At 42.7% G+C, this 20562-nt stretch carries 17 protein-coding genes; 9 read left to right on the top strand and 8 right to left on the bottom strand.

Annotation, left to right across the window (positions count from 1 at the left end; all coding sequences use genetic code 11):
• The first annotated feature begins 184 nt into the window (after positions 1–184).
• The 3 genes from RG963_RS16575 (at position 185) to RG963_RS09185 (ending at position 4051) form a co-directional block, all read left to right on the top strand.
• On the top strand, positions 185–628 hold the full coding sequence (locus RG963_RS16575; protein WP_396654711.1) for a S26 family signal peptidase: 444 nt from the start codon (positions 185–187) through the stop codon (positions 626–628).
• Between the two features lie 331 nt (positions 629–959).
• Positions 960–2783: an ABC transporter ATP-binding protein gene (locus RG963_RS09190; RefSeq protein ID WP_310575969.1), complete on the top strand. Its 1824-nt coding sequence runs from the start codon at positions 960–962 to the stop codon at positions 2781–2783.
• 35 nt (positions 2784–2818) lie between these two features.
• A complete protein-coding gene (locus tag RG963_RS09185; protein ID WP_310575968.1) occupies positions 2819–4051 on the top strand; it encodes a nucleotidyltransferase domain-containing protein in 1233 nt (410 codons plus the stop codon).
• A 126-nt stretch (positions 4052–4177) separates the two neighbouring features.
• Here RG963_RS09185 and RG963_RS09180 read toward each other — a convergent pair whose 3' ends face one another.
• Together RG963_RS09180 and RG963_RS09175 are read right to left on the bottom strand one after the other, a co-directional pair.
• Positions 4178–4846, bottom strand: a complete 669-nt coding sequence (locus RG963_RS09180; protein ID WP_310575967.1) for a flavodoxin family protein — start codon at positions 4844–4846, stop codon at positions 4178–4180.
• Positions 4847–4887: 41 nt separating this feature from the next.
• Complete coding sequence (locus RG963_RS09175; RefSeq protein ID WP_310575966.1) at positions 4888–6387, bottom strand: MFS transporter; 1500 nt, start codon at positions 6385–6387, stop codon at positions 4888–4890.
• Positions 6388–6627: 240 nt separating this feature from the next.
• On the opposite strand from RG963_RS09175, the gene RG963_RS09170 reads away from it, so the two are divergent.
• A complete protein-coding gene (locus tag RG963_RS09170; protein WP_310575965.1) occupies positions 6628–7080 on the top strand; it encodes a MarR family winged helix-turn-helix transcriptional regulator in 453 nt (150 codons plus the stop codon).
• A gap of 293 nt (positions 7081–7373) precedes the next feature.
• On the top strand, positions 7374–8498 hold the full coding sequence (locus RG963_RS09165) for a DUF21 domain-containing protein (RefSeq protein ID WP_310575964.1): 1125 nt from the start codon (positions 7374–7376) through the stop codon (positions 8496–8498).
• Between the two features lie 3 nt (positions 8499–8501).
• On the opposite strand, the gene RG963_RS09160 is transcribed toward RG963_RS09165, so the two are convergent.
• From RG963_RS09160 to RG963_RS09150, 3 genes are all read right to left on the bottom strand, one after another.
• Positions 8502–10172 carry a SagB/ThcOx family dehydrogenase gene (locus RG963_RS09160; protein WP_310575963.1) on the bottom strand — a complete coding sequence of 557 codons (1671 nt, stop codon included), beginning with the start codon at positions 10170–10172 and terminating at the stop codon, positions 8502–8504.
• A gap of 110 nt (positions 10173–10282) precedes the next feature.
• Positions 10283–10825, bottom strand: coding sequence for a DJ-1/PfpI family protein (locus tag RG963_RS09155; RefSeq protein WP_310575962.1), 543 nt, complete (start codon positions 10823–10825; stop codon positions 10283–10285).
• A 206-nt stretch (positions 10826–11031) separates the two neighbouring features.
• On the bottom strand, positions 11032–12387 hold the full coding sequence (locus RG963_RS09150; RefSeq protein WP_310575961.1) for a TIGR00297 family protein: 1356 nt from the start codon (positions 12385–12387) through the stop codon (positions 11032–11034).
• A 607-nt stretch (positions 12388–12994) separates the two neighbouring features.
• Between RG963_RS09150 and RG963_RS09145 the strand changes: the two genes are divergently transcribed.
• Complete coding sequence (locus RG963_RS09145) at positions 12995–14425, top strand: dihydrolipoyl dehydrogenase (protein WP_310575960.1); 1431 nt, start codon at positions 12995–12997, stop codon at positions 14423–14425.
• 11 nt (positions 14426–14436) lie between these two features.
• On the opposite strand, the gene RG963_RS09140 is transcribed toward RG963_RS09145, so the two are convergent.
• The gene (locus tag RG963_RS09140; RefSeq protein WP_310575959.1) at positions 14437–15366 is read right to left on the bottom strand and encodes a class I SAM-dependent methyltransferase; all 930 of its coding nucleotides are present in this window, start codon (positions 15364–15366) and stop codon (positions 14437–14439) included.
• Between the two features lie 143 nt (positions 15367–15509).
• Here RG963_RS09140 and RG963_RS09135 point away from each other — a divergent pair, with 143 nt between their 5' ends.
• Positions 15510–15986, top strand: coding sequence for an inorganic diphosphatase (locus tag RG963_RS09135; RefSeq protein ID WP_310575958.1), 477 nt, complete (start codon positions 15510–15512; stop codon positions 15984–15986).
• 20 nt (positions 15987–16006) lie between these two features.
• Here RG963_RS09135 and RG963_RS09130 read toward each other — a convergent pair whose 3' ends face one another.
• Complete coding sequence (locus RG963_RS09130) at positions 16007–16171, bottom strand: DUF1508 domain-containing protein (protein WP_310575957.1); 165 nt, start codon at positions 16169–16171, stop codon at positions 16007–16009.
• A 145-nt stretch (positions 16172–16316) separates the two neighbouring features.
• Between RG963_RS09130 and RG963_RS09125 the strand changes: the two genes are divergently transcribed.
• Positions 16317–17456 (top strand): TIGR04083 family peptide-modifying radical SAM enzyme, encoded by a 1140-nt coding sequence (locus RG963_RS09125; RefSeq protein ID WP_310575956.1) that lies wholly within the window; start codon positions 16317–16319, stop codon positions 17454–17456.
• Positions 17457–17992: 536 nt separating this feature from the next.
• Complete coding sequence (locus RG963_RS09120; protein WP_310575955.1) at positions 17993–18553, top strand: YqhA family protein; 561 nt, start codon at positions 17993–17995, stop codon at positions 18551–18553.
• A gap of 7 nt (positions 18554–18560) precedes the next feature.
• On the opposite strand, the gene RG963_RS09115 is transcribed toward RG963_RS09120, so the two are convergent.
• Entirely contained in the window at positions 18561–20087 is a 1527-nt protein-coding gene (locus RG963_RS09115; RefSeq protein WP_310575954.1) for an aminoacyl-histidine dipeptidase, read from the bottom strand.
• Between the last annotated feature and the right edge of the window lie 475 nt (positions 20088–20562).

Raw genomic sequence — 20562 nt, 5'->3', positions numbered from 1 at the left:
AAAAGGTGCTATTGATTCTGTTTATATCCTCACTCAGTATTCTGTTGCCAGGAGATAGGGTACATGCTAATCGTCGTCCAGTAATGTCAAGAAGGATGTCGCATGGCTATAGTAGAAATTGTTTAAAAGGAAGTAGAGATTGAAACCTGAAGGTATTATAGACCACGAGAAGGGCGACCTTTCTATGAAAGTCTTAGTCGAACTTCTCAGGGCAGTCACTGAGAATGGCAAACTCTTTCGGTTCCAGGCACCTGGCTTCAGCATGTACCCCTTTATCAGAAACTGTGACACTATCATCATCTCCCCTCTGTCATTCGGTCGCCCTCGACTGGGAGATGTTGTGGCCTTCATCCGACCGGGGACAGGAAAGTTGGTCATCCACAGAGTAGTAGAAAATAAAGGGGGCTGTTATCTTATTAAAGGGGACAACACATCTGAGCCGGATGGTCTGATTCTCAATTCTAACATCCTAGGATATGTGACTAAAGTAGAACGGAATGGAAAGAAGATTTCTTTGGGATTAGGACTAGAAAGACTACTGATCGCCTATATGAGTCGCAAGAGCATACTTCTCCCTTCACTTTCTCTGGCGTGCTATCTCATCCGACCATTCCTCAGAAGGGTATAGACTTGAAAAAAACCATCTATTCAGGCGTCTCAAAACTAAATTTAATTCTACAATTGGGAGAAAATATTCTACTATATGGTAAATTTATACCCAAATTTCGGAGCAATTTCCGATCTAAATTTAAAGTCAACAATAACTATCATCTAATTGTAGAAATGGATCAAGTTTTGAGACAGCCTGCGTTCCTTCTTTTTCCGTAGTGTGCTTCTCTCTTTAGAATCGCAGGAGATCATGATCCTGTAGCTGCCCAATCGCAAACAATTCCATGCCTTGGAGAAATCTTCGGTGTTGAAAATAATCTTTCAAAAAATAAGTGAGTCTTCTTGTAACAATGCATGCACTCAGAACTGAATCTACAAAAGAAAAAGTAATTAATGTTCTCCGCCTTAAACGTGCACTTTCTCTTGTCTGGCAAAGTGCACCGGGATGGACACTCGTAAGTGCTTTTCTGGTAGTGCTGCAAGGTACTCTGCCACTTGCTTCTCTCTACCTTATGAAGCTGATAGTGGACTCTGTGACGGCTGGCATGAACTCGGCCAACAAAGAGGCTACCTTCGGGCACATTCTGTTCCTTATCTCCCTTGCAGCAGGCGTAGCTTTTCTCACTGCTCTGAGCCGCTCAGTCTCAGGTGTGGTCAGCGAGACTCAGGCAGCCCTAGTATCAGACCATATCCTTGATCTACTCCATGCCAAATCGATAGAAGCAGATCTGGAATACTACGAAAATCCAAAATATTACGACACTCTTCATAGAGCCCAAAATGATGCTCCTTTCAGGCCGACACGTATAGTTAATGGTCTTGTCCAGATAGGCCAGAGCAGCTTGTCCCTGGTGGCTGTATTTGGATTACTTGCCTCTCTTAGCTGGATCGTGGCTGTAGCTCTCACTATCACAGCCGTACCAACAGCCCTTATCCGCCTGATATACTCGGACAAAACCTATCGCTGGCAACGTGCGTGTACGGCAAAAGAACGAAAAGCCTGGTACTTTCACTGGCTGCTTACCGGTGACAGCCACGCCAAAGAAATACGACTTTTCGAGCTTGGGCCTTTATTTATAAAAAGGTATCACAACCTCCGTAAAGAACTTAGAAATGAACGGCTTTCCATAACAGCCAGACGATCCGCAGCAGATCTGGTGGCCCAAACTATTGGTGTTGTGGCTATCTTTGGCGGTTTTGTGTTCATAGCTCAAAGGGCTTTTCAGGGTAGCATAACTCTTGGTGACCTTGTCATGTACTTCGGGGCTTTACAACAGGGGCAGTCGTTCCTTTCCAGCCTTTTGAACGGTTTTGCAGGGCTCTACGAAGATAATCTCTTCCTGACAACCCTTTACGAATTTCTTGACCTCAAGCCTGCTGTGAAGGAATCACCAAATCCGGTGCCAGTACCCGAGGCTATGAAAGAGGGAATCTCCTTCGAGCACGTGGGATTCTGTTATCCTGACCAGGGAACCAGAGTACTTGAGGACATCAACCTGCACATAAGTCCCGGTCAGATAATAGCCCTGGTCGGGGAAAACGGATCAGGAAAAACCACACTTATAAAACTTCTTTGTAGGCTCTACGATCCGAAGCATGGAAGGATTGCATTGGACGGAATCGACTTACGCGATCTAAGGATATCGGATCTGCGAAAGGAGATTAGTGTCGTCTTTCAGGATTATACACATTACAACCTGACAGCCAGGGAAAATATCTGGTTCGGCAGCATAGATACGCCTGTTGAGACGGAAAATATCCTGTATGCAGCGGAGTGTTCGGGAGCAGACCATGTTATTGATCGCCTGGATAATGGCTATGAGACTATTTTAGGAAAATGGTTCGAAGACGGTACAGAGTTAAGTATTGGAGAATGGCAGAAAATTGCTCTGGCAAGGGCCTTTTTACGTGATTCTCAGTTGATAGTCCTGGACGAGCCTACAAGCTCCCTCGATCCTAAGGCTGAGGATGAGGTCTTCAAAAAGTTCCGGCAACTTGCTGCAGGCAGGACTGCTATAATAATCAGCCACAGGCTCTCGACAGTCAGGATGGCTGATTGTATATATTTCTTGAAGGAAGGGAGAATCCTGGAAAATGGGAATCATGAAGAATTGATGGTTCTAGATGGCGAATATGCACAACTTTTTAAGACTCAATCACAACATTATCAATAAAGAATAAAGGAAAAACTACTGGAGATCGGATTACTATGGTCCAATTAAGTTTGTCATCTGAAGATAAACTCCTTTTATACTGCTCAAGATTAAGCATAAGTGAGGACATTAAGTGCAAAATAGAGGAAATTTTGAGTAATGTATTGGATTGGAACTATATTGTAGACTGTTCTATAAAACAGGGTATTTCACCATTATTTTATTGGAACTTGAAAAAAATTAGCAATGGTAAAGATGTGCCCTCTGAAGTCATGAAGAATCTGGAGAAAATGTATTACAGTAATCTTGCTCGAAACATGCTCCTTTATGATGAATTAAGTAAGATTCTTACGGCTTTTAAGAAAACAGGTATTGATACTATAGTCCTGAAAGGAGCTTTCCTGGCAGAGGAGATCTATAAAAATATCGGTTTAAGGCCAATGAGTGATATCGATCTGCTTATAAAAGAGAAAGACTTGCAAAAGGCTAAAAAAGAATTAACTGAGCTAAAGTACTCTGCTACAAGTATCTTTCCAACGAAACTGCATGAACAGTTTCAAACGGTATGGAATGAAGAACTACCATTCATACATCAAAATAAAAAAACTATTATTGAAATCCATTGGGATATTCTACCACATGAAAGTCCTTATAAGGTCGATATTAATAAATTTTGGAATAATGCCAAAACAGTCAAGATAGCCGGTATCGAGACACTGATGCTTGCTCCTGAAGATATGTTACAACATCTTTGTCTTCACCTAGATAAGCATATTAATTCTAGTGTATCACCCCAAATCTTTAAAGATTATTGTGATATTGCTGAGGTTACAAGGTATTACAAGAATACGCTTAATTGGAATTATTTTTTGCAAAGCTCAAAAGATTATAAAATAGAAGAGCCGATTTTTCATGGCCTGTCTATTGCCAACAAATATTTCGAGGCTTTTATACCAGAAAATACCCTCAGTGAACTTCAAACTATCAAATCCGACATTGGTTTTGAAGAAATATTTAAAGAAGCAATGGAGGGCAACTCGGACAAGAAATATAGTTGGATTAACTACGTTATGAATTTGAAAAAAATAGATGGAACTTGGAAAAAAACACTTTTTTTATTTGGAAATGTTTTTCCATCTAAAGAGTTCATGATATACCGCTATCCAATAAAGAATGAAAAGCAAGTCTATTTGTATTACTTAATCCGCTTAGGCACCTTTCTTCATTTTGGATTGCTCACTTTGTGGCAATTGCCTCATTATCTTCTTAGATCTACTTTTGGGAAGTAACTTATGAAGATTCCGATAGCCCTGATACTTAATCCGAAGTATAAAAAGGGAAGAATATTATTTTACTCCTGTTTCTCAAATATGTCCATCAAGTTTTCATTGTACTACTCAGCACCGGGTGAATTCTTATTTTATCAAGCCCATCCGGACATACCAATCATAATCGTGGGCAAATCTCTCTTTATTGGATTTTACAAGCTGGCAGAAATATGCTGTAGTCTGGCGATGCATTTCATCCTGATCCGGATATTTTATTTCTCCGCGAATCGACTTTGCCAGCTTCTTACCAAGATCTTCAGCAGTTCCCGCAGCTTGCTGGAGTGCAGAAGGATATAACCCAACCGCAACACCAAGGCCACCGACAACGGTAACACCCAGATTCATAAGCACACTGTTCATGTATTCCACAACCATATCCGCCTTGCTTCCTCCTGCCGTGGACACGGAGCACCCGAACTTTCCGGTCAGCATCTGGCAATGAATAGCATCCGAAAACCGGTCAAAGAAAGCTTTCATAGGGGCCGGGACCGAGTTAATATAATTCGGAGCGCCAAAAACAATTCCATCGGAATTCAAAATTCTATCAAAAAGCTCTTCGAAATCATCGAACTGGGGACATTCCCCGGTCGCGTAACAGGCTCCACACCCTGTGCAGTATTCTATACGGAGTTTGTAGAGATCTACCAGCTCGGTTTCCGCTCCTTCGGACTCAGCACCTTTGAGGACAGACTTTACCAGTTGAAGAGTATTGCTTTCATTCCCTCTCGGGCTTGCATTAATTCCAATAATTTTCATGAGTATCACCTCGATTAAATGAATTACACAGGATTAACGTATTATTTTTTGCCTTTTTCAGGTATAAGGTTATGAACTATCGGACTTCTTTTCCCTCTCACCAGGGATGCGAATACTCCTATAATGCAAAAGGCTGTAAACAGGATGAACGCATAGTGCACACTTAAAACGAATTGGGGGTAATATGCAGGCGTGATCTCTACAGGGCCGATAACAATCGCAAAGATCATCATTGCGATACCCATCGACAGCATCTGGCCAAGGAGACGCATAGTCCCGTTCATTCCCGCTGCGACACCATAGAATCTTTTATCAACAGAACTCATGATTGCATTTGTGTTTGGAGAAGAGAAGAGCCCGAGACCTATACCAAGAACAATCAGGGTGACAACCAGGTACCAGATAGGAGTTGTTTCTGTAAGGAAAATTAGAAGGAAGAGGCCAAGCGCAGTAAATGCCATTCCTGCAGACGCAACAATCTGCGGTTCAATCTTGTCAGAGAGCCGGCCGGCAATTGGCGAAATCATAGCCATAACAACTGGCTGCACTACCAGGATACTCCCTGCATGCACAGGCGTGAAACCTTTCGTGTACTGCAGGTCGAGGCTTAAGAGAAAGGTCACTGCGAAAGTCGCGCTGTAATTGATAAGCGCAGATAGGTTCGAAAAGGCAAAAATTCGATTTTTTGTCAGGAGAGTAATGTCAATAACCGGAGAAGGTATTCTCATCTCATACAGAGCAAAAATAATCACCAAGATAATTCCCACGGCTATGAGGGCAGCCCCTTTAAAGTCCGGGAGAACTGAGAAACCGTACATGACTGCAACTACTGCTGCCCCATATATGACTGACCCTGTCAGGTCGAACTTCTCTCCCCTGCACTCGACCCATTCACCTTTAATCTTCGACAGGATCAGGAGAATTGCTGTAATACCTAGAGGGATATTTACGAAGAAGATGCTCCTCCAGCCAAGATACTGTGTCATCACACCTCCAAGTAAGGGACCAACGGAAAGCCCAATGTAAACTGCAGTAATATAAATACCAAGAGCTTTTCCACGCTCCCCGGGCGGAAAGACAGAGGTAACGATAGCTACAGCTGTCCCGAAGATCATGGCACTCCCAATACCCTGGACAACCCGGACTACAATCAACATTTCCGTTGAGGAAACCATAGTCATAATTAAAGATGAAAGGCTGAAGATCGTAATACCGTAAAGGAAAATCTTTTTTCTTCCGTAAATGTCTGCGATTTTTCCGAACGGGACAAGAAACAATGCTGAAGAAAGGAGATACGCGGTCGCAACCCACGAGAGAGCAATCGCGTCCATATGAAATTCCGCCCCGATTACAGGCAGGGCAATATTTACTGCAGAACTATCAAAAGGGGTGATAAATCCCGCAAGTATTGCGATAAAAAGGACAGTTCCTTTTGCTGTTGCAATAGCAGGAGTTACAGGGGTATGACATATCTCCGGAACTTCAGAAGATGTTCCGATATTTTCAGCAAGTGATCTGTTATTATTTGTTTTTTTCACCATGAATATCACTGATCAGCAAGGTCATCGTCTACTGAGCATTAGGAATTGAAAGCAGCAAGAAAATCAAAACAAATTTGTCACACGAGAAGATATTTCAGGAACAATACCCTTAAAATAGTTCTTCTTATATATAGTTGATTAATCAACGATTTTAGTATAATCTACTTGCTATAAATAGTATCTCCCTCAATTAGTTTTTCAATAGCTCCGAATGATACTGATTTGTCATGAGTGTAAATAATGAATGAAGAAACAACGATCCAATGGATTGAGGATATCGACATAGTTGCCGCAATGGTATCATTTACTTACCGTTCGGTTCAGAAGCATTTCGCAAAAGAACTGACCCGGTATCACATAGGATGGGGGCATTTCGCTATCCTGATGTCATTATATGATCAGGAAGGTCGCAGCCAGGAAACCCTTGCACAGTCACGTGGGTTTGACAAAACTATGATTGCTAAATCCATACTGAGACTGGAAGAAGAAGGCATTGTCTACCGTAAAATCGATCCGGATGACAAACGAGTCAAAAGGCTCTACCTTACAGAAAAAGGAAAAAAACTAAGGCCTGAGATGGAGAGGATAGGATTTAAGTTAAACTCACTTCTACTCAAGGATTTTAATTCAGATGAGTTATCGTCTGCTCTTAAGAGCGTGCGGAAGATTGCATTGAATGCGGCCAAGCTCTAATGACCGCAAATCCGCAGGTAGAGATAAGAAGGTAGAGATAAGAAAGATCTTTCTGGAAACTTCTTTACCTGACAAAAAAGCCGCAGAGAATTCACAAAAAGTTAATGGCTTAAGTGCAATAAAATATGAGATTAAATTTACTAAAATTGAGACAATGAGATTAAATTTATATGAAATATAGAAGATTAAGGCATTCGATTAGGCTTAAGGTAATTGATTAGATTCAAGGCATTCGAGTCGCTTAAGGCATTCGACTACCCTTATACGGATATTATAGAGGTTATAGACTTACAATGAATGAAATAATTATCTGGATATTGATCATATTCTGCCTCATTCAGTCCGCTATCTTTTCCGGAATGACAATCGGAGTTTTCGGCCTTGGAAGGCTCAGGCTTGAGATCGAGGCTGAAGCAGAAAATAAAGAAGCTATCAAAATCCTGCAGATCCGGCGGGATTCAAACTTCCTGCTTACGACAATGCTCTGGGGAAATATAGCCGTAAACGTCCTCATTGCCCAGCTTACAGGTTCCGTGCTGACAGGAGCCTCAGCTTTTCTCTTCTCTACTTTCGTAATCACCAGTTTTGGAGAGATCGCACCCCAGGCTTATTTTTCCCGAAATGCCCTGTCCCTAGGAGCAAAACTAACCCCTTTAATCCGCTTCTACCAGATGCTGCTCTATCCCGTAGCCAAGCCCACAGCCCTTATTCTTGACTGGTGGCTCGGTAGGGAAAAACTTGACCTCTTCAAGGAGCAGTCTATGCGGATTATGCTCGAAAAACACATTGAATCGGGAAAGTCCGATATCTGCGCTTTTGAAGGGATAGGAGCCCTGAACTTTCTTTCCATAGATGATGTTAGTATTTCTGACGAAGGCTCGATAATAGATTCAAGAAGTATAATTTCTCTGCCGGTCGAAAGCAACCGTCCGGTGTTTCCTCTATTTAAAAGGGAACCTTCGGACCCTTTCCTGCAGAAAATCGAAGCATCCGGAAAAAAATGGGTTGTCATCACCAGCTCCAGCGACGAACCTGTTATGGTGCTTGATGCAGATCACTTTCTCCGGGATGCGGTTTATAAAAAAGGCCCATTCATTCCGCTTTCTTATTGCCATTTCCCGGTTGTGGTGAAGTCTCCGAAGACAAGACTTGAAAGAGTTATCCGGCAGTTTAAAGTGTACCCGCAGTACCCTGAAGATGACGTAATAGACCAGGACCTGATTCTTTACTGGGGCGAGGAAAAGAGGATTGTAACAGGTTCGGACATTCTGGGCCGCCTGCTCCGTGGAATTGTGGTAGAATGCGAACTTGGGTCAACATGCGAGAGACCTCTTCCTCCTTCCCAACCTGGAATTGTCAGAAGGGCAGTGTTAAGTAAAGAAAAGAGAAAAGAGAGTAAAGAGCAGAAGAAGGAATAAAAGTTATTCCTCGTATGCAGGCAAAGTTATAACGCCTATCTCCTGAAGCGGTGCTCCCACAGCGAAGTGGTAGAGGTCCTGATATTCAAATCCTCTAAGCCCGATGGCCTCATGTAACGGATCATCGAAGAAACATCCTATTCCGCAGCCTCTGAGCCCATTTGCCTCGGCTTCAAGGTAAAGAAGTTGTCCCAGAATCCCGCATTCCCAAAAAAGGTACGGGTATATCCAGGGGCCGAATTTATTCAGAGGTTCTTCGAACTCTGAGAGCATGCAGGCAGTAAAGCACGCATCTGCAACTTTTCGCTGGGCGCACGACAGCTGGGCTGCAAAATCATCCAGTGTCTCTTCCATAAGCAGATAAAACTCAAGGTCCGACGGGCAATTTTTCGGTTTTTCCCACAAGAAATCCGGCCTGACTGCTGCTTTAAACCTCTCTTTTTCCGCGGGTTTTCGAAGGAAGATATAAAGTCCGGGAAGAAGATCCTTTACCCGGTTTACAAAAAGAAGCAAGTGTGTAAAGGAACCAAGTGCAAGAGGATTGAAAATTGGATTGTTTACTGGGAGGGTTTTTTGCAGCATCTCGTAAAAAGTTTCTTTCTCCATGTATGCGCTGTTATTCATTTCCAGGGCACTTCTCCTTTTACGAATGACGCTGCGCAGGGGAACCGTTTCAAGATCTGACAGGTTCTTAGAATTATTAACTTTAAGGGATGAAACTACCTGCGTATCGGGTTTCAGTTCACCTTTTTTCTCCAGGTAATCTGTTTCTGTTTTTTGAGCTGCTGAAGCAGCCTTTTCAATGCCTACCCATTCAACGTGCTTTGGGCTCAAATTGTTAGGAACGCCTTTCCAGGAAAGGGCTTCAAATGCAGAAACTGCGCTGGAATTAACTTTCCCTCTGTTACAGGTTTCTCCTGCCGGATAGACCGCAAGCAGACAGGCGGGCTCCTGTTTTTCAGGACCTTTCCTTCCGGATATGCCGAGAAGCCCTGCAATTTCTTCCGAACCCATATCCGCAAGGAGGCTTGTTTCCCAACCAAACCCGGCAGCGGCAAAAGTGAGGGCAGCAATTGCATGCCCTATATCATGCTGCGCATATCTGAAAGCCCTGAGACCGTATTTCCAGGAAACCCGCCAGTAAATTGAGGTAAAGCCCACAAAAAAAGTGCCTTTTGGAAAGCCTGAGCTCAAGAGCTTCCAGGTATCCAGGGAAAATTCGGCTCTCAATTCAAGAGCGTGAGGCAAAGGAGCATAATGGCAGACCGACGGGCTTTTAATAAGTCCATTGACAGGTCCGGAAATAAGGTAAACCTCAGTCGGATGAAGGTTTCCACTGGATGGATTGACACGAAGAGGCCATTTAGTACCTTCTGCCTTTTTCCAGACCGAGATTGCGAAGCTGTCAAAAAAAAGCCTGGAAATAGTTTTTGCATCAAGCTCGGAGGGTTCAAGTTTTTCCGGTGAGAAAGCCTGCTCATAAGCTGGAAAAATCTCATGTTTTATTTCCTCATCACTCCATTTATCCAGGCTCAAAAGTTGAGCTCCATTATAATTCAGAAATGATTCCGGCTTGATTTGCATATCCAGGTGATGAGGGCCCGGAGCATAAGTTTTGAAGTTGTGCTTACTTGTCTGGTGATAATCCAGTATAGCTTTAAGATCTGCTGTCATAACAGGGCACCACCTAATAATCGGAGAACTTCGAAATTTCAGACCGTTTTTTGGTCAGCAATGTATAAGTATGAAATTTTTAGTATGAAATTTTTTAACTTTCTGAGGTACTACACTTTATTCAGGGCTACGAGAACGGCTTTTCCGAAAGCTTCAGCACTGTCGGGGTCTCGCCCTGTGACCACTCTGCCCGAAACCACTACGTTACTGTCAAGATAGATAGCTCCGTGTTCCTTGAGTTCGTGTACGGCATCCGGACTTTTGAAAACCGTGCTTTCTTTATCCTTCAAGACACCTGCCCTTGCCAGTACCACAGGAGAGATGCAAAGAGCGGAAACAACTTTTTTTCGGGCATCTGCTTCCTTTACGAGTTCATGCAAAGGTTTGTTGTCCCAGAGGTATTTTCTTGAACCTGACCCGCCGGAGATCACTATTGCGTCGTAGTCATCAATTCTGGCTTCGGAGATCGTTATATCAGGCTTAATTGTGCCTCCCAGCATCCCTTTCGCAGTTTTGGTAGATTCGGCTGCAACAGTAACTTTTACTCCTGCAGCTTCGAAAAGCTGCTCCGGAATAAAACATTCTTCATCCCTGAATTGCTCCTGGGCAATTACAAGCAGAATTTTTTTGCCTTTATATTCGGTTTCTGTCATCTGGTTACCTTCCTTAAGCTCAAAAACGAAAATGGAATATTTCAGTAAAAATGGAATATTTAAGTAATTGAAGTAACCCTGTTCCCTTGTGAAGATATATACCTGAAAATATAAATGAATGCTTCGTTCAGCAAGTACGGAGTCTGAAAACCCCAAACTATTTCAGGGAATAAAAATTGATTTATAAATTTATTCCGTACCTGGATTCAGGTTATAATGAGATAGAGGCATGCTGAAATTCCTGCCCCTGCAAAAGTTGCTATGAAATTGACCCCGCTATTCGAAAGCATACCCCTCTTCTGAAGAGTAGCCCCAAGAAGACTGTCCACATTTGTCCCAAAAAAGCCTCCTGCAGTTGTAATAAGAACTGTTAACACAAGATTGTCCGAGACTCCTAACATGTATGCAAGAAGCCCTATCACCGCAGAACCAAAAATTGCAGCAAGCTCGCCAAGTAAGGAAACAGCCCCATCAGCTCCCGGTTTTGAGAGTTTCATGGTTGTTATCATTCTTGGTTTTCCTTTTGCCGTTGTTCCTATTTCACTTGCCAGGGTATCTCCTGTGGCCGTTGCAACCGTGCCCATATAAGCATAAAGAATCGGAAGGCTATGTTCCGGGAAAATTCCATATGCTACTGCCAGGGCAAGGGCTGCAGTACTGTTTGAGAATACATTTTCATAACTTCGGATTCCGGCTTTAGCCTGTGCAATCCCTATAGACTCTTTGTATGCATACTTGTATCTGGTAAACCCGCCCCCGAGAATGAAAAATGTAAGCAACAGCAAGAACCAGGAAAGCCCGCTGAAGACAATGATCAGGACTCCAAGAAGGGCAGCACTAAGAAGGGCCGAGACATCTGCAATCTTCGCCCGGTAAGCCAGAATACCAAGGAAAAACGAGAAAGCAAGAGCCACAATCATTTTTTCCGGAGGCACCCAGTATCTGAACTCCTCAAAAATCCACATCGTCATCCCTGCGCCCAATGACACTGAGATATTCTTATCTATTTCTGAGGGAATCGACTCAAAAAGAGAACCTGTAACCGCCCCGATCACAGCTATAAAGAAGACCAGGTTATATGAAACCGAAAGTTCCTGCCAGTAGACGATCCAGCTTGCGGCAAAGAATGCGGCAACAATTCGAAGTGCCAGGAAAGCCGAACTCCAGAGTATTGAGAAACTCTTCTTTTTGATCCTGCTCCTTCTTGAGTTAAAATCAGACGTAGGATATGTTTCCGAAAAAGAAGTTTTATGGTTCCCTACTGCCGCAACTGCAAAAGCTGCGAGTACTATGTAAAAAGGATAGGGGTAAGAAAAGCTCCCCGAAATAATGGAAACAAACAGCATCAGAGCCAGGGAAAAAGCAAGGCTGGTGACATCTCTGCCGTTGGTAGAAGAGTTTCCTGAAAACCGCAGTCTCAGGAAAAAAATGACAGAAAGGAGAAAAAGAAGGTTCACTCCTGTAAAAGGAGCTATAAGAATGAGCAGGAGATAAAGGATATGCATCACAGGAATTCCTGTAATGGAATTCCCGTTTTTGAAAGGTCGAGCAGCTCTGTTCATTATAGGACATCTTTTGTTTTTTACTATTCCTGGGAAGCTACATAGAATAGGCTTATCTTTATAAATAAATAGTTGTTTTTCTTGCAGATGAGGGTTTAAAAATCCAGATTGAAATTTAAAAATATCTATTTTTAGCAGTTGCGGCCGGAAAAACTTTACGCAAACCCTTTAGAGATTAGTCAATGAATAAAATAACTTTTGCCTGACATTTTGGTTTTCAGGCCGGACATTTTGTTTTTCAGAATTTTCAGACTTTAATGCTAATTAATCATTCATCCATTCATTCAGCCTTACCCCAAAATCTAAAAAAAATTTGATCCATAAGTATAACCAGAAATAGATTAGTATATTTATAAACCAGAACTAGATTAGTATATTTATAATCGGCAAAGTTGCTAACAGTAAGCAGAGGTAGTACAGTACGGTTTTTCTTGAAGACCGATTAAATCCAGTTAACCAGTGAAATGCAGTTATTGATTTGAATCCGCAGTTATTTACTTAAATCCGATCTCAATAAGGGCTGTTCAGGTTTCAAATAAATCGCTCGCATTTGAAATTTACTCGGTACAGTATCATATCTATTTTATACTCACTGTGAAGGGAATTTATGGAAAATTACGACCTGATTGTTATAGGCACGGGTTCTGCAATGAACTATATGAACCCTCTAATCAATTCGAATCCGAAAATGAAAATTGCCGTTATCGACAAAGACGAACCAGGCGGGATCTGTCTTACCAGAGGGTGCATCCCTTCAAAAATCCTGCTCTATCCTGCAGAACTTATCAGGGAACTGAAAACCGCGCCGCTTTTTGGAATCAAGCTTGAAATAAAGGACATTGATTTCAATGCGATCATGGGAAGGATGCGCAGGAAAATCGGAGAAGACATAGAAATGATCAGGGAGGGATTGGAAGAAAATCCGTACCTTGATTATTATCATGAAAGTGCGGAGTTTGTTTCTCCTTATACCCTCAAAGTAGGTGAAAAGACGCTCTATTCAAAGATGATTTTCCTGTGCACCGGCTCAAGGCCTGCGATCCCGCCTGTTAAGGGCCTCGAAGAAGCGGGATACCTTACAAGCGACACGGTGCTTCAACTCACTGAATGCCCAGGACATCTTGCCATCTTCGGAGGGAGTTACATTGCAGCCGAATACGGGCATTTTTTCTCGGCTATGGGAGCAGAAGTCACGGTTATCGGGAGAAATTCCCGGTTTCTTCCGCAGGAGGAGCCAGAAATCTCAAAACTTGCCAGGATAAAAATGTCGGAATACATGAAGATCATCACGAACCATGAAGCTATAGAGGTTAGAAAAGAAGATAATGGGCAGAAGACGATCGTTGCAAAGGATAGAAATTCGGGAGAAGAAATAATAATCACTGTCGATGAAATCCTCGTGGCAACAGGAAGAGTCCCGAATACCGATATCCTCCACCCCGAAAGAGCCGGAATCAAAACGGACTTGCAGGGCTGGATTTCAGTTAACGACTACCTTGAAACGTCGCAACCGGATGTCTGGGCTTTTGGGGATGCAAACGGAAAATACCTGCTCAAGCATGTCGGGAACTACGAATCCGGAATAGTTTATCTCAATGCTATCCTGAAAGAAAAAGTAAAGGCAGATTACCATGCCGTACCGCATGCAGTCTTTTCTTATCCTGAAATTGCAGGGGCAGGTATGGGGGAAAAGGAAGCAGTGGAAAAGTACGGGGAGGACAGAGTGGTCATTGGCCTCAAATTCTTTGAAGATACTGCAAAAGGAGCGGCCATGGGGCTCAGGGACTATTTCGTAAAAGTGATTCTGGATGGGAAGGAGGAGAAAATCCTGGGAGCCCATATCATAGGGCCTCATGCCTCAGTCCTGATCCACCAGATAATTCCTCTCATGTATACCGAATCAAGAAGCCCGGAACCGATCATGCGCGGTATGGATATCCACCCTTCCTTGAGTGAAGTTGTGACCAGGGCTTTTTATTCCAGGCTGTCCCTGGAACACTATCATCATGTTCTGAAGCAGATGGGGCTGGAAGACTGAAAAATTTACACTTATTTTTTAATCAGGTCAAAAACCCATCTGCTGATGCCCGGAGCGACATTTCCGCTGTGCCTGTACAGCTCCACTTCAAGCCCCATTTTTTTATACTCTTCAATTAGCCCTGGAATCTGGGATCCGGCTTTAAAAGTGTAGAAATGAATGTACCCGCCCTTTTTTACGAACTTTGAGATTCCTCCGAGAAAATGATCCATACCGTAAGGAGTCGGCATGATAGCCCTATCGAATCCACTTTCTGGAACCTGAAAACCTTCAGTGTCTCCCTCACCCGGGCAGACTGGCAGACCAGGAAAAATCGGATCTCCGGTTTTTACGCCATTTCCGGATTCTCCTCCGGTTTTTACATAACCGGAGGTCTGGAAGAAGGTCCCAAGATCTTTCTGAATAACGGTTACCAGTTTTTCAAGCCTGTTTATCCGAATATTCTCTTTTAGGAAGATACAGGCAGAGGGATTTATTTCGATAGCATACACCGTTGCCCCTTTTCCTGCAGCAGGAAGCACAAAAGGACCCACCCCCGCAAAAGGAATTATAATTTGTTCCTCAGGGGTAATTTTTGAGGCTATCCTTTTTCTTTCCGCGTGCAGGCGAGGATTAAAAAATACTTTTTTTACATCCAGCTTATAGGTGTAGCCGTTTTCCCTGTGAATAGTTTCAGTGGATTCGCCAAGCAGAAGCTCGAAATCAGCAACCCTGTGCTCTCCTTCAAGTTTACTTACCTTATTAAGCACAGCCCGCGTGTTGCCTCTCATCGAAAAGAGTTTTGAGGCAATAGCCTCTTTATAAGCCTCAAGCTCCACAGGAACTGAGATTATTGCCACATTCCCTATATAATCAAAACGTTTTGGGACCATATGAAGCAGGGGTTCCTCAATTATTCCTTTCATTGCATCTTGCAAGCTCACTCTATTTCGAAAACTCATTCAGCATACCTCTGCCTGCCAGGTTATGGGTCTTTCAGGATAAGTTTTTCAGGATAAATTTTTCAGGATAAGTTTTTCAGATTCTATTTTCATCTTTTAAAGAATTATCTAATATATGTTTTTGGCTTTTGCAACTAAAAAGTATGGAAAAACATAAGGATGGGAAGATACCTGATAAGGCTATTTCCGGATTACAGGCAGGACAATTTCTCATGAAAATTATTATAGAAACTCCAAAATACAGTTTCTGGAAGTACTGCAGGACAGAAAATGGATATGAAAGAGCTTTCTTTTCTCCCCTTCCCACAATTTTCAACTATGGCTTCATAGAAGGAACAGAAAGTGCGGACGGCATGGAAGAGGACGTAGTGGTGCTTGGACCCCGCCTGCCGAGAGGAAGTACACTTAAGATCGAAACTTTTGATGGGATAGTAAAATTCCTGGACGATTCCATTCGGGACGATAAGAAAATTGTATATATCAGCGGATTTCGCTCTCCCGTCCTGCTTGCATATTATTTTAGGCTTTATGCCCTTTTTAAAGTCTTCCTCTATGCCTTCCGTGAAAGAAAAATTGCAACATGCAGATTTGAAGGAATTGTGCTCCGAAAATTTCACTAATATTTTTTACACTGGTGCTTTTACTTCAGTTTCTTTTTCAGGCAGCTTTCCTTGTTTTTGTAGCTCTGGCTTACAGCTATGGTCTGCCTGTTCCTTGTTCTCATCCTGAAAATGGTATTTTCCCATTTCATCTGGATATACTTCAAATTTTGCAGTTTTTCCCCGGATGATTTATACTCACTCAATTGAATATATTTGACACCAATTAGTAAAATAATCTTCCATGTAAAAATTATTCCGGATAAATATCCGATTCTCCGTTTTTCTTGACAGGGAAACTTAGAAAACTACTAATAATTTAAAGAAGCTTAAAAAAAAGGTGCTTTAAATATGCCTTTTCATGTGATGCTGATCCCTACCCTTGGTTGTCCTGCTAATTGTAGTTACTGCTGGAGTTCGGAAGAAAAATCCCCGATAATGAGCATTGAAACTGTAAAAGAAGTTGTTGAATGGCTTAAAAGCCTCAGGGGAGATTCGGTTACATTCACTTTCCACGGTGGGGAGCCGCTTCTGGCAGGCGCGGATTTTTATCGAGAGGCACTGCCACTGCTTGTAGAGGGTTTAAGCCCCAGGAATATAGCTTTTGCAATACAGACAAACCTCTGGAAGCTCACCCCCGAGATAGCAAAAATTTTTGCCGAGTATAATATCCCCATCGGCTCCAGTCTGGACGGTCCCCAGGAACTTAATGACCTGCAGAGGGGAAAAGGATACTACGAAAAAACCATGAAAGGCTATGAAATTGCCAGGGATCACGGGCTTAATGTGAGGTTCATTACCACATTCACTTCTCATTCCGTAAAGTTCAAAGAAGATATTTTCAATTTTTATCTGGAGAACGGTTTCACTCTCAAACTGCACCCCTGCCTGCCTTCTTTAAAAGGCGATAATCCTGAGAAATGGACACTTGCTCCGGAAGAATATGGAGAACTTTTAATTTATCTTCTGGATAAATATCTGGAAAACATGGGCAGAATTGAGGTTATGAACATTGACCATCTATGCAAATGCGTATTCACGGGTAGGGGAACTGTCTGCACTTTCGTTGACTGCATGGGGGATACATTTGCAGTCGGCCCTGAAGGAAACATATACCCATGCTATCGGTTTGTAGGGATGCCCGAATATGTTATGGGCAATGTTTATGACCACCCGACCATGGCAGACCTTGCCCAATCCGACGCCTGGAAGCGCATGCATCAATTTAAGGAATACGTTGACACCGCATGCGGCAAATGCTCCCATATCAAATATTGCAGAGGCGGATGTCCTTACAATGCCATAGTGCCCACAAACGGCGAAATAAAGGGTGTAGATCCCTACTGCGTTGCCTATAAGATGATATTTGATGAAATAACCAGCCGGGTTAATGAGGAAATGTTTGGGTCATCTGACATGGATATGTTTTTCCCACAAACAATGAAGCCGTCGAAACGTGGAATAATGTCCCTCATGCTTAAGAAAATATAAACATGTAAGCAGTAATGGAAATTCGAGTAATGGCAACTTTAACTGTTCTGAAGTTTGAAACCGATAGCTCTGTAAAGGAGCTTCATGCGGTTCAAGATTTGAGCAAGCAGCAGCTGATCAATCTTTCACGATGAAGCCATTATCCTCTGATCTGAGGGAAAAAAGAAACAACAAACGGAACAATGGACTGACTTAACAGATGCAGGCGAACTGAGCGGAGCTTTTTGGGCATGCTGGCCGGATCTAAAATCACAATATTAAAAACAAAAACCTCGTAGTGACCTGAGAATTTTGTCTGTGGTTTCGTTTAGAAGGGGTCATTATTATTGGTGTGATCCCAAAACCCATTTTATTCATAATCATTAGATTTTTTTCAGAATTGCTATGATCAGAAACTCTGTTTGGCACTCAAAATAAGAGATTCAAAGAAGCACATTTTGAGCTGTGGGATCGGCTCATTAAGTGTGGTCTTATTAGCGAAAATATATTATGGGTTGCGGTGGGTAGAAATAAACAGGGAATTGAGAAGGGATCTGATGATTAGACTCGTAAAATTTATCGCAGGAATGCGCTTTTTTGTGCTTATTCCGGTTATCGGGCTGTCTATTGCGGCTGTCATCCTTTTTATCAAAGGCGGAATCAATCTTATTCATTTTCTGTCGGAAATGATTTCAGGAATGGAGGGGGTAGCTACCCAGGGGAATATAATTGTTGAAATTGTGCAGATTGTTCATCTCTTTCTAGTCGGTACAGTACTCTTCATTACTTCACTGGGCCTATACGAACTGTTTATTGAACCTCTTCCTCTATCTCCATGGCTGCAAACGCATAACATTGAAGAACTCGAGTTAAATCTTGTGGGGCTGACAATTGTTGTGCTTGCGGTAAATTTCTTAAGCGTTATCTTTGAAGAACAAAAAAGCAACCTTGCTGTCTCCGGGATAGGCTATGCCTTACCCATCGCAGCGCTGGCTTATTTCATGAAAGTGCGTTCTATAATGACGGAGGGAAATGAGAAGGAAACCAGGACAGCCGACAGTAAGGGTGCCTCGGAGAGCGGGGTACCAGTCCATTTATCACCCGAAAAAAAAGATTGAAGCCGAATTATGAACATCGATAACTCTTCAGCAGGTTTTCCAGGAAAATCCATATCTTTTCAATCGAAGGAATGAAAATTCTCTCTGCAGGACAATGAGGGTCTTTGATAGTCGGTCCTAAGGAAATCATTTCCATACCCTCATAAACCGAGCCGATAATCCCGCATTCAAGCCCTGCGTGCACGACTTTAATCTCAGCCTCTTTCCCGAAAGTTTCGTTATAGACCTGCCTGCATTTTAAGAGCAAACCTGACTTCAGGTCAGGCTCCCAGGCAGGGTATCCGGAATCATGTTCAATCCGGGCTCCTGCCAGCTTTGCTACGGCTTCCACCTTTCCGGTAATTTCAGCCAGCTTGAGAGTAATGGAACTTCGCTGGCTTGATATAATCATTATTTCGTTTTCCTTTGTCCGCACTGTTGCGAGGTTATTTGAGGTTTCCACAAGCCCCGGGATGGTATCCGACATCCTGTATACCCCATGTGGCAGTCCCAGGAGCAGCCTTATAAGCCTCTCTTCTGTTCCTGACGAAAAGACCCGAATGCAGGGTACTTCCTTTCTGGTGATCTCATCTCCGGCAGTTTCAAAGGCTATTTTTATGTCAACCTCTTTGAAATCCAGAACCAGGCCAGGGTCGGTTTTTGCATATTCAGCCTGAAACGCCTTCCTGATGACGGACACGGCTTCTTTGGCCTTATCGATCTTTTCACTCTGAAGTGCGAAAAATGCCTCTGCGGTATTGGGGATTGCATTGTGTACGCTGCCCCCGGTTAGCAGGACAAGCCTTATATTTTCTGCCCCTATCTTTTCCTTGAGCCCGACCAGTGCAAGGGAGATAAGCTGTATCCCATTTGCACGCTGCTTGTCGATTTCAACCCCAGAATGTCCACCTTCCAGCCCCTCAACAGAGAGCCTGAAAAACCTGAATAAACTTTCTTTTTCGCAGTCAAATAGTTCCCACTCAACAGGAAGTGTTATCAGGGAATTCTGCCCGCCTGCGCACCCTACTACGAAAACCCCTTCATCCTCGGAGTCCAGATTCAGGAGCAATTTTCCTTCAAAGAAACCAACTTCAAGCCCCTGTGCTCCTGTCAAACCTGTTTCCTCATCTACCGTAAAAAGAAGTTCAAGTGGCGGATGTCCTATTTCTCCTTTCTGTCCTGCATCTGCCAGCACCATCCCGACTGCAAGTGCAATCCCATTATCTGCCCCTATGGAAGTTCCATCTCCCCGCATCCAGTTCCCGTCACAAATGCATTTTACGGGGTCTCTGGAAAAGTCATGTTTAGAGTCCTTAAATTTCTCGCAGACCATGTCCATGTGCCCCTGCAGAACGAGTGTAGGAGAATTCTCATAGCCAGATGTTGCAGGAGCTTTGATAAGAACATTGTTTAAGGAATCGGCTTTTACCTCAAAGCCCCTGGACCTGCCCCATTCCTGTAGCCAGAGAGAAATTTCTTCTTCGTGCTTTGAAAGCCGCGGGATTTTATTGATTTCTTCGAAGACTTCAAGGATCTGTTGGGTTTTCGGGTGCATAGGAGATCAGCTCATTTTTTCCGGGTTTGCTTCTATAATTAAAAGTTCCTTGCCAGTTTGACTTTTTGGATTTTTAGCACTATAGTCAGAACAGGATTTAACTTTTAGTCCTGAGTTTTTCACATAAGTTTCTGGAAAGATCTGGCCAAATTACCTTTTGGTAGAGACTAAAATGTGAGCAAATTCGATTCACTATCTGTTTTCTTTAACTCGTGTACAGATTCGTATCCGACATTGACTCGTATCTGACATACGTTCATGACAGGTAAAGGCTCTTTGTTACAGGTTCTTTGTTACAGGTCATTTTCAGGACTTATTCTAATTTATTTTTAACCGAATAGATAAAATTAAAATTATATAAAAAATACATTATAATAAATGCCAGATGAGTAACCGGTTTCGTGATGAGAATATTAGTTTCGATATGAATATAATAGTCGGAGTGCCATAAAAATAAATAAAGATATTATAATAA

Origin of the sequence: Methanosarcina baikalica (assembly GCF_031461075.1) — an archaeon.
Taxonomy (GTDB): domain Archaea; phylum Halobacteriota; class Methanosarcinia; order Methanosarcinales; family Methanosarcinaceae; genus Methanosarcina; species Methanosarcina baikalica.
The sequence above is the reverse complement of the archived record's forward strand: the minus strand, read 5'-3'. Positions and strand labels throughout refer to the sequence as shown.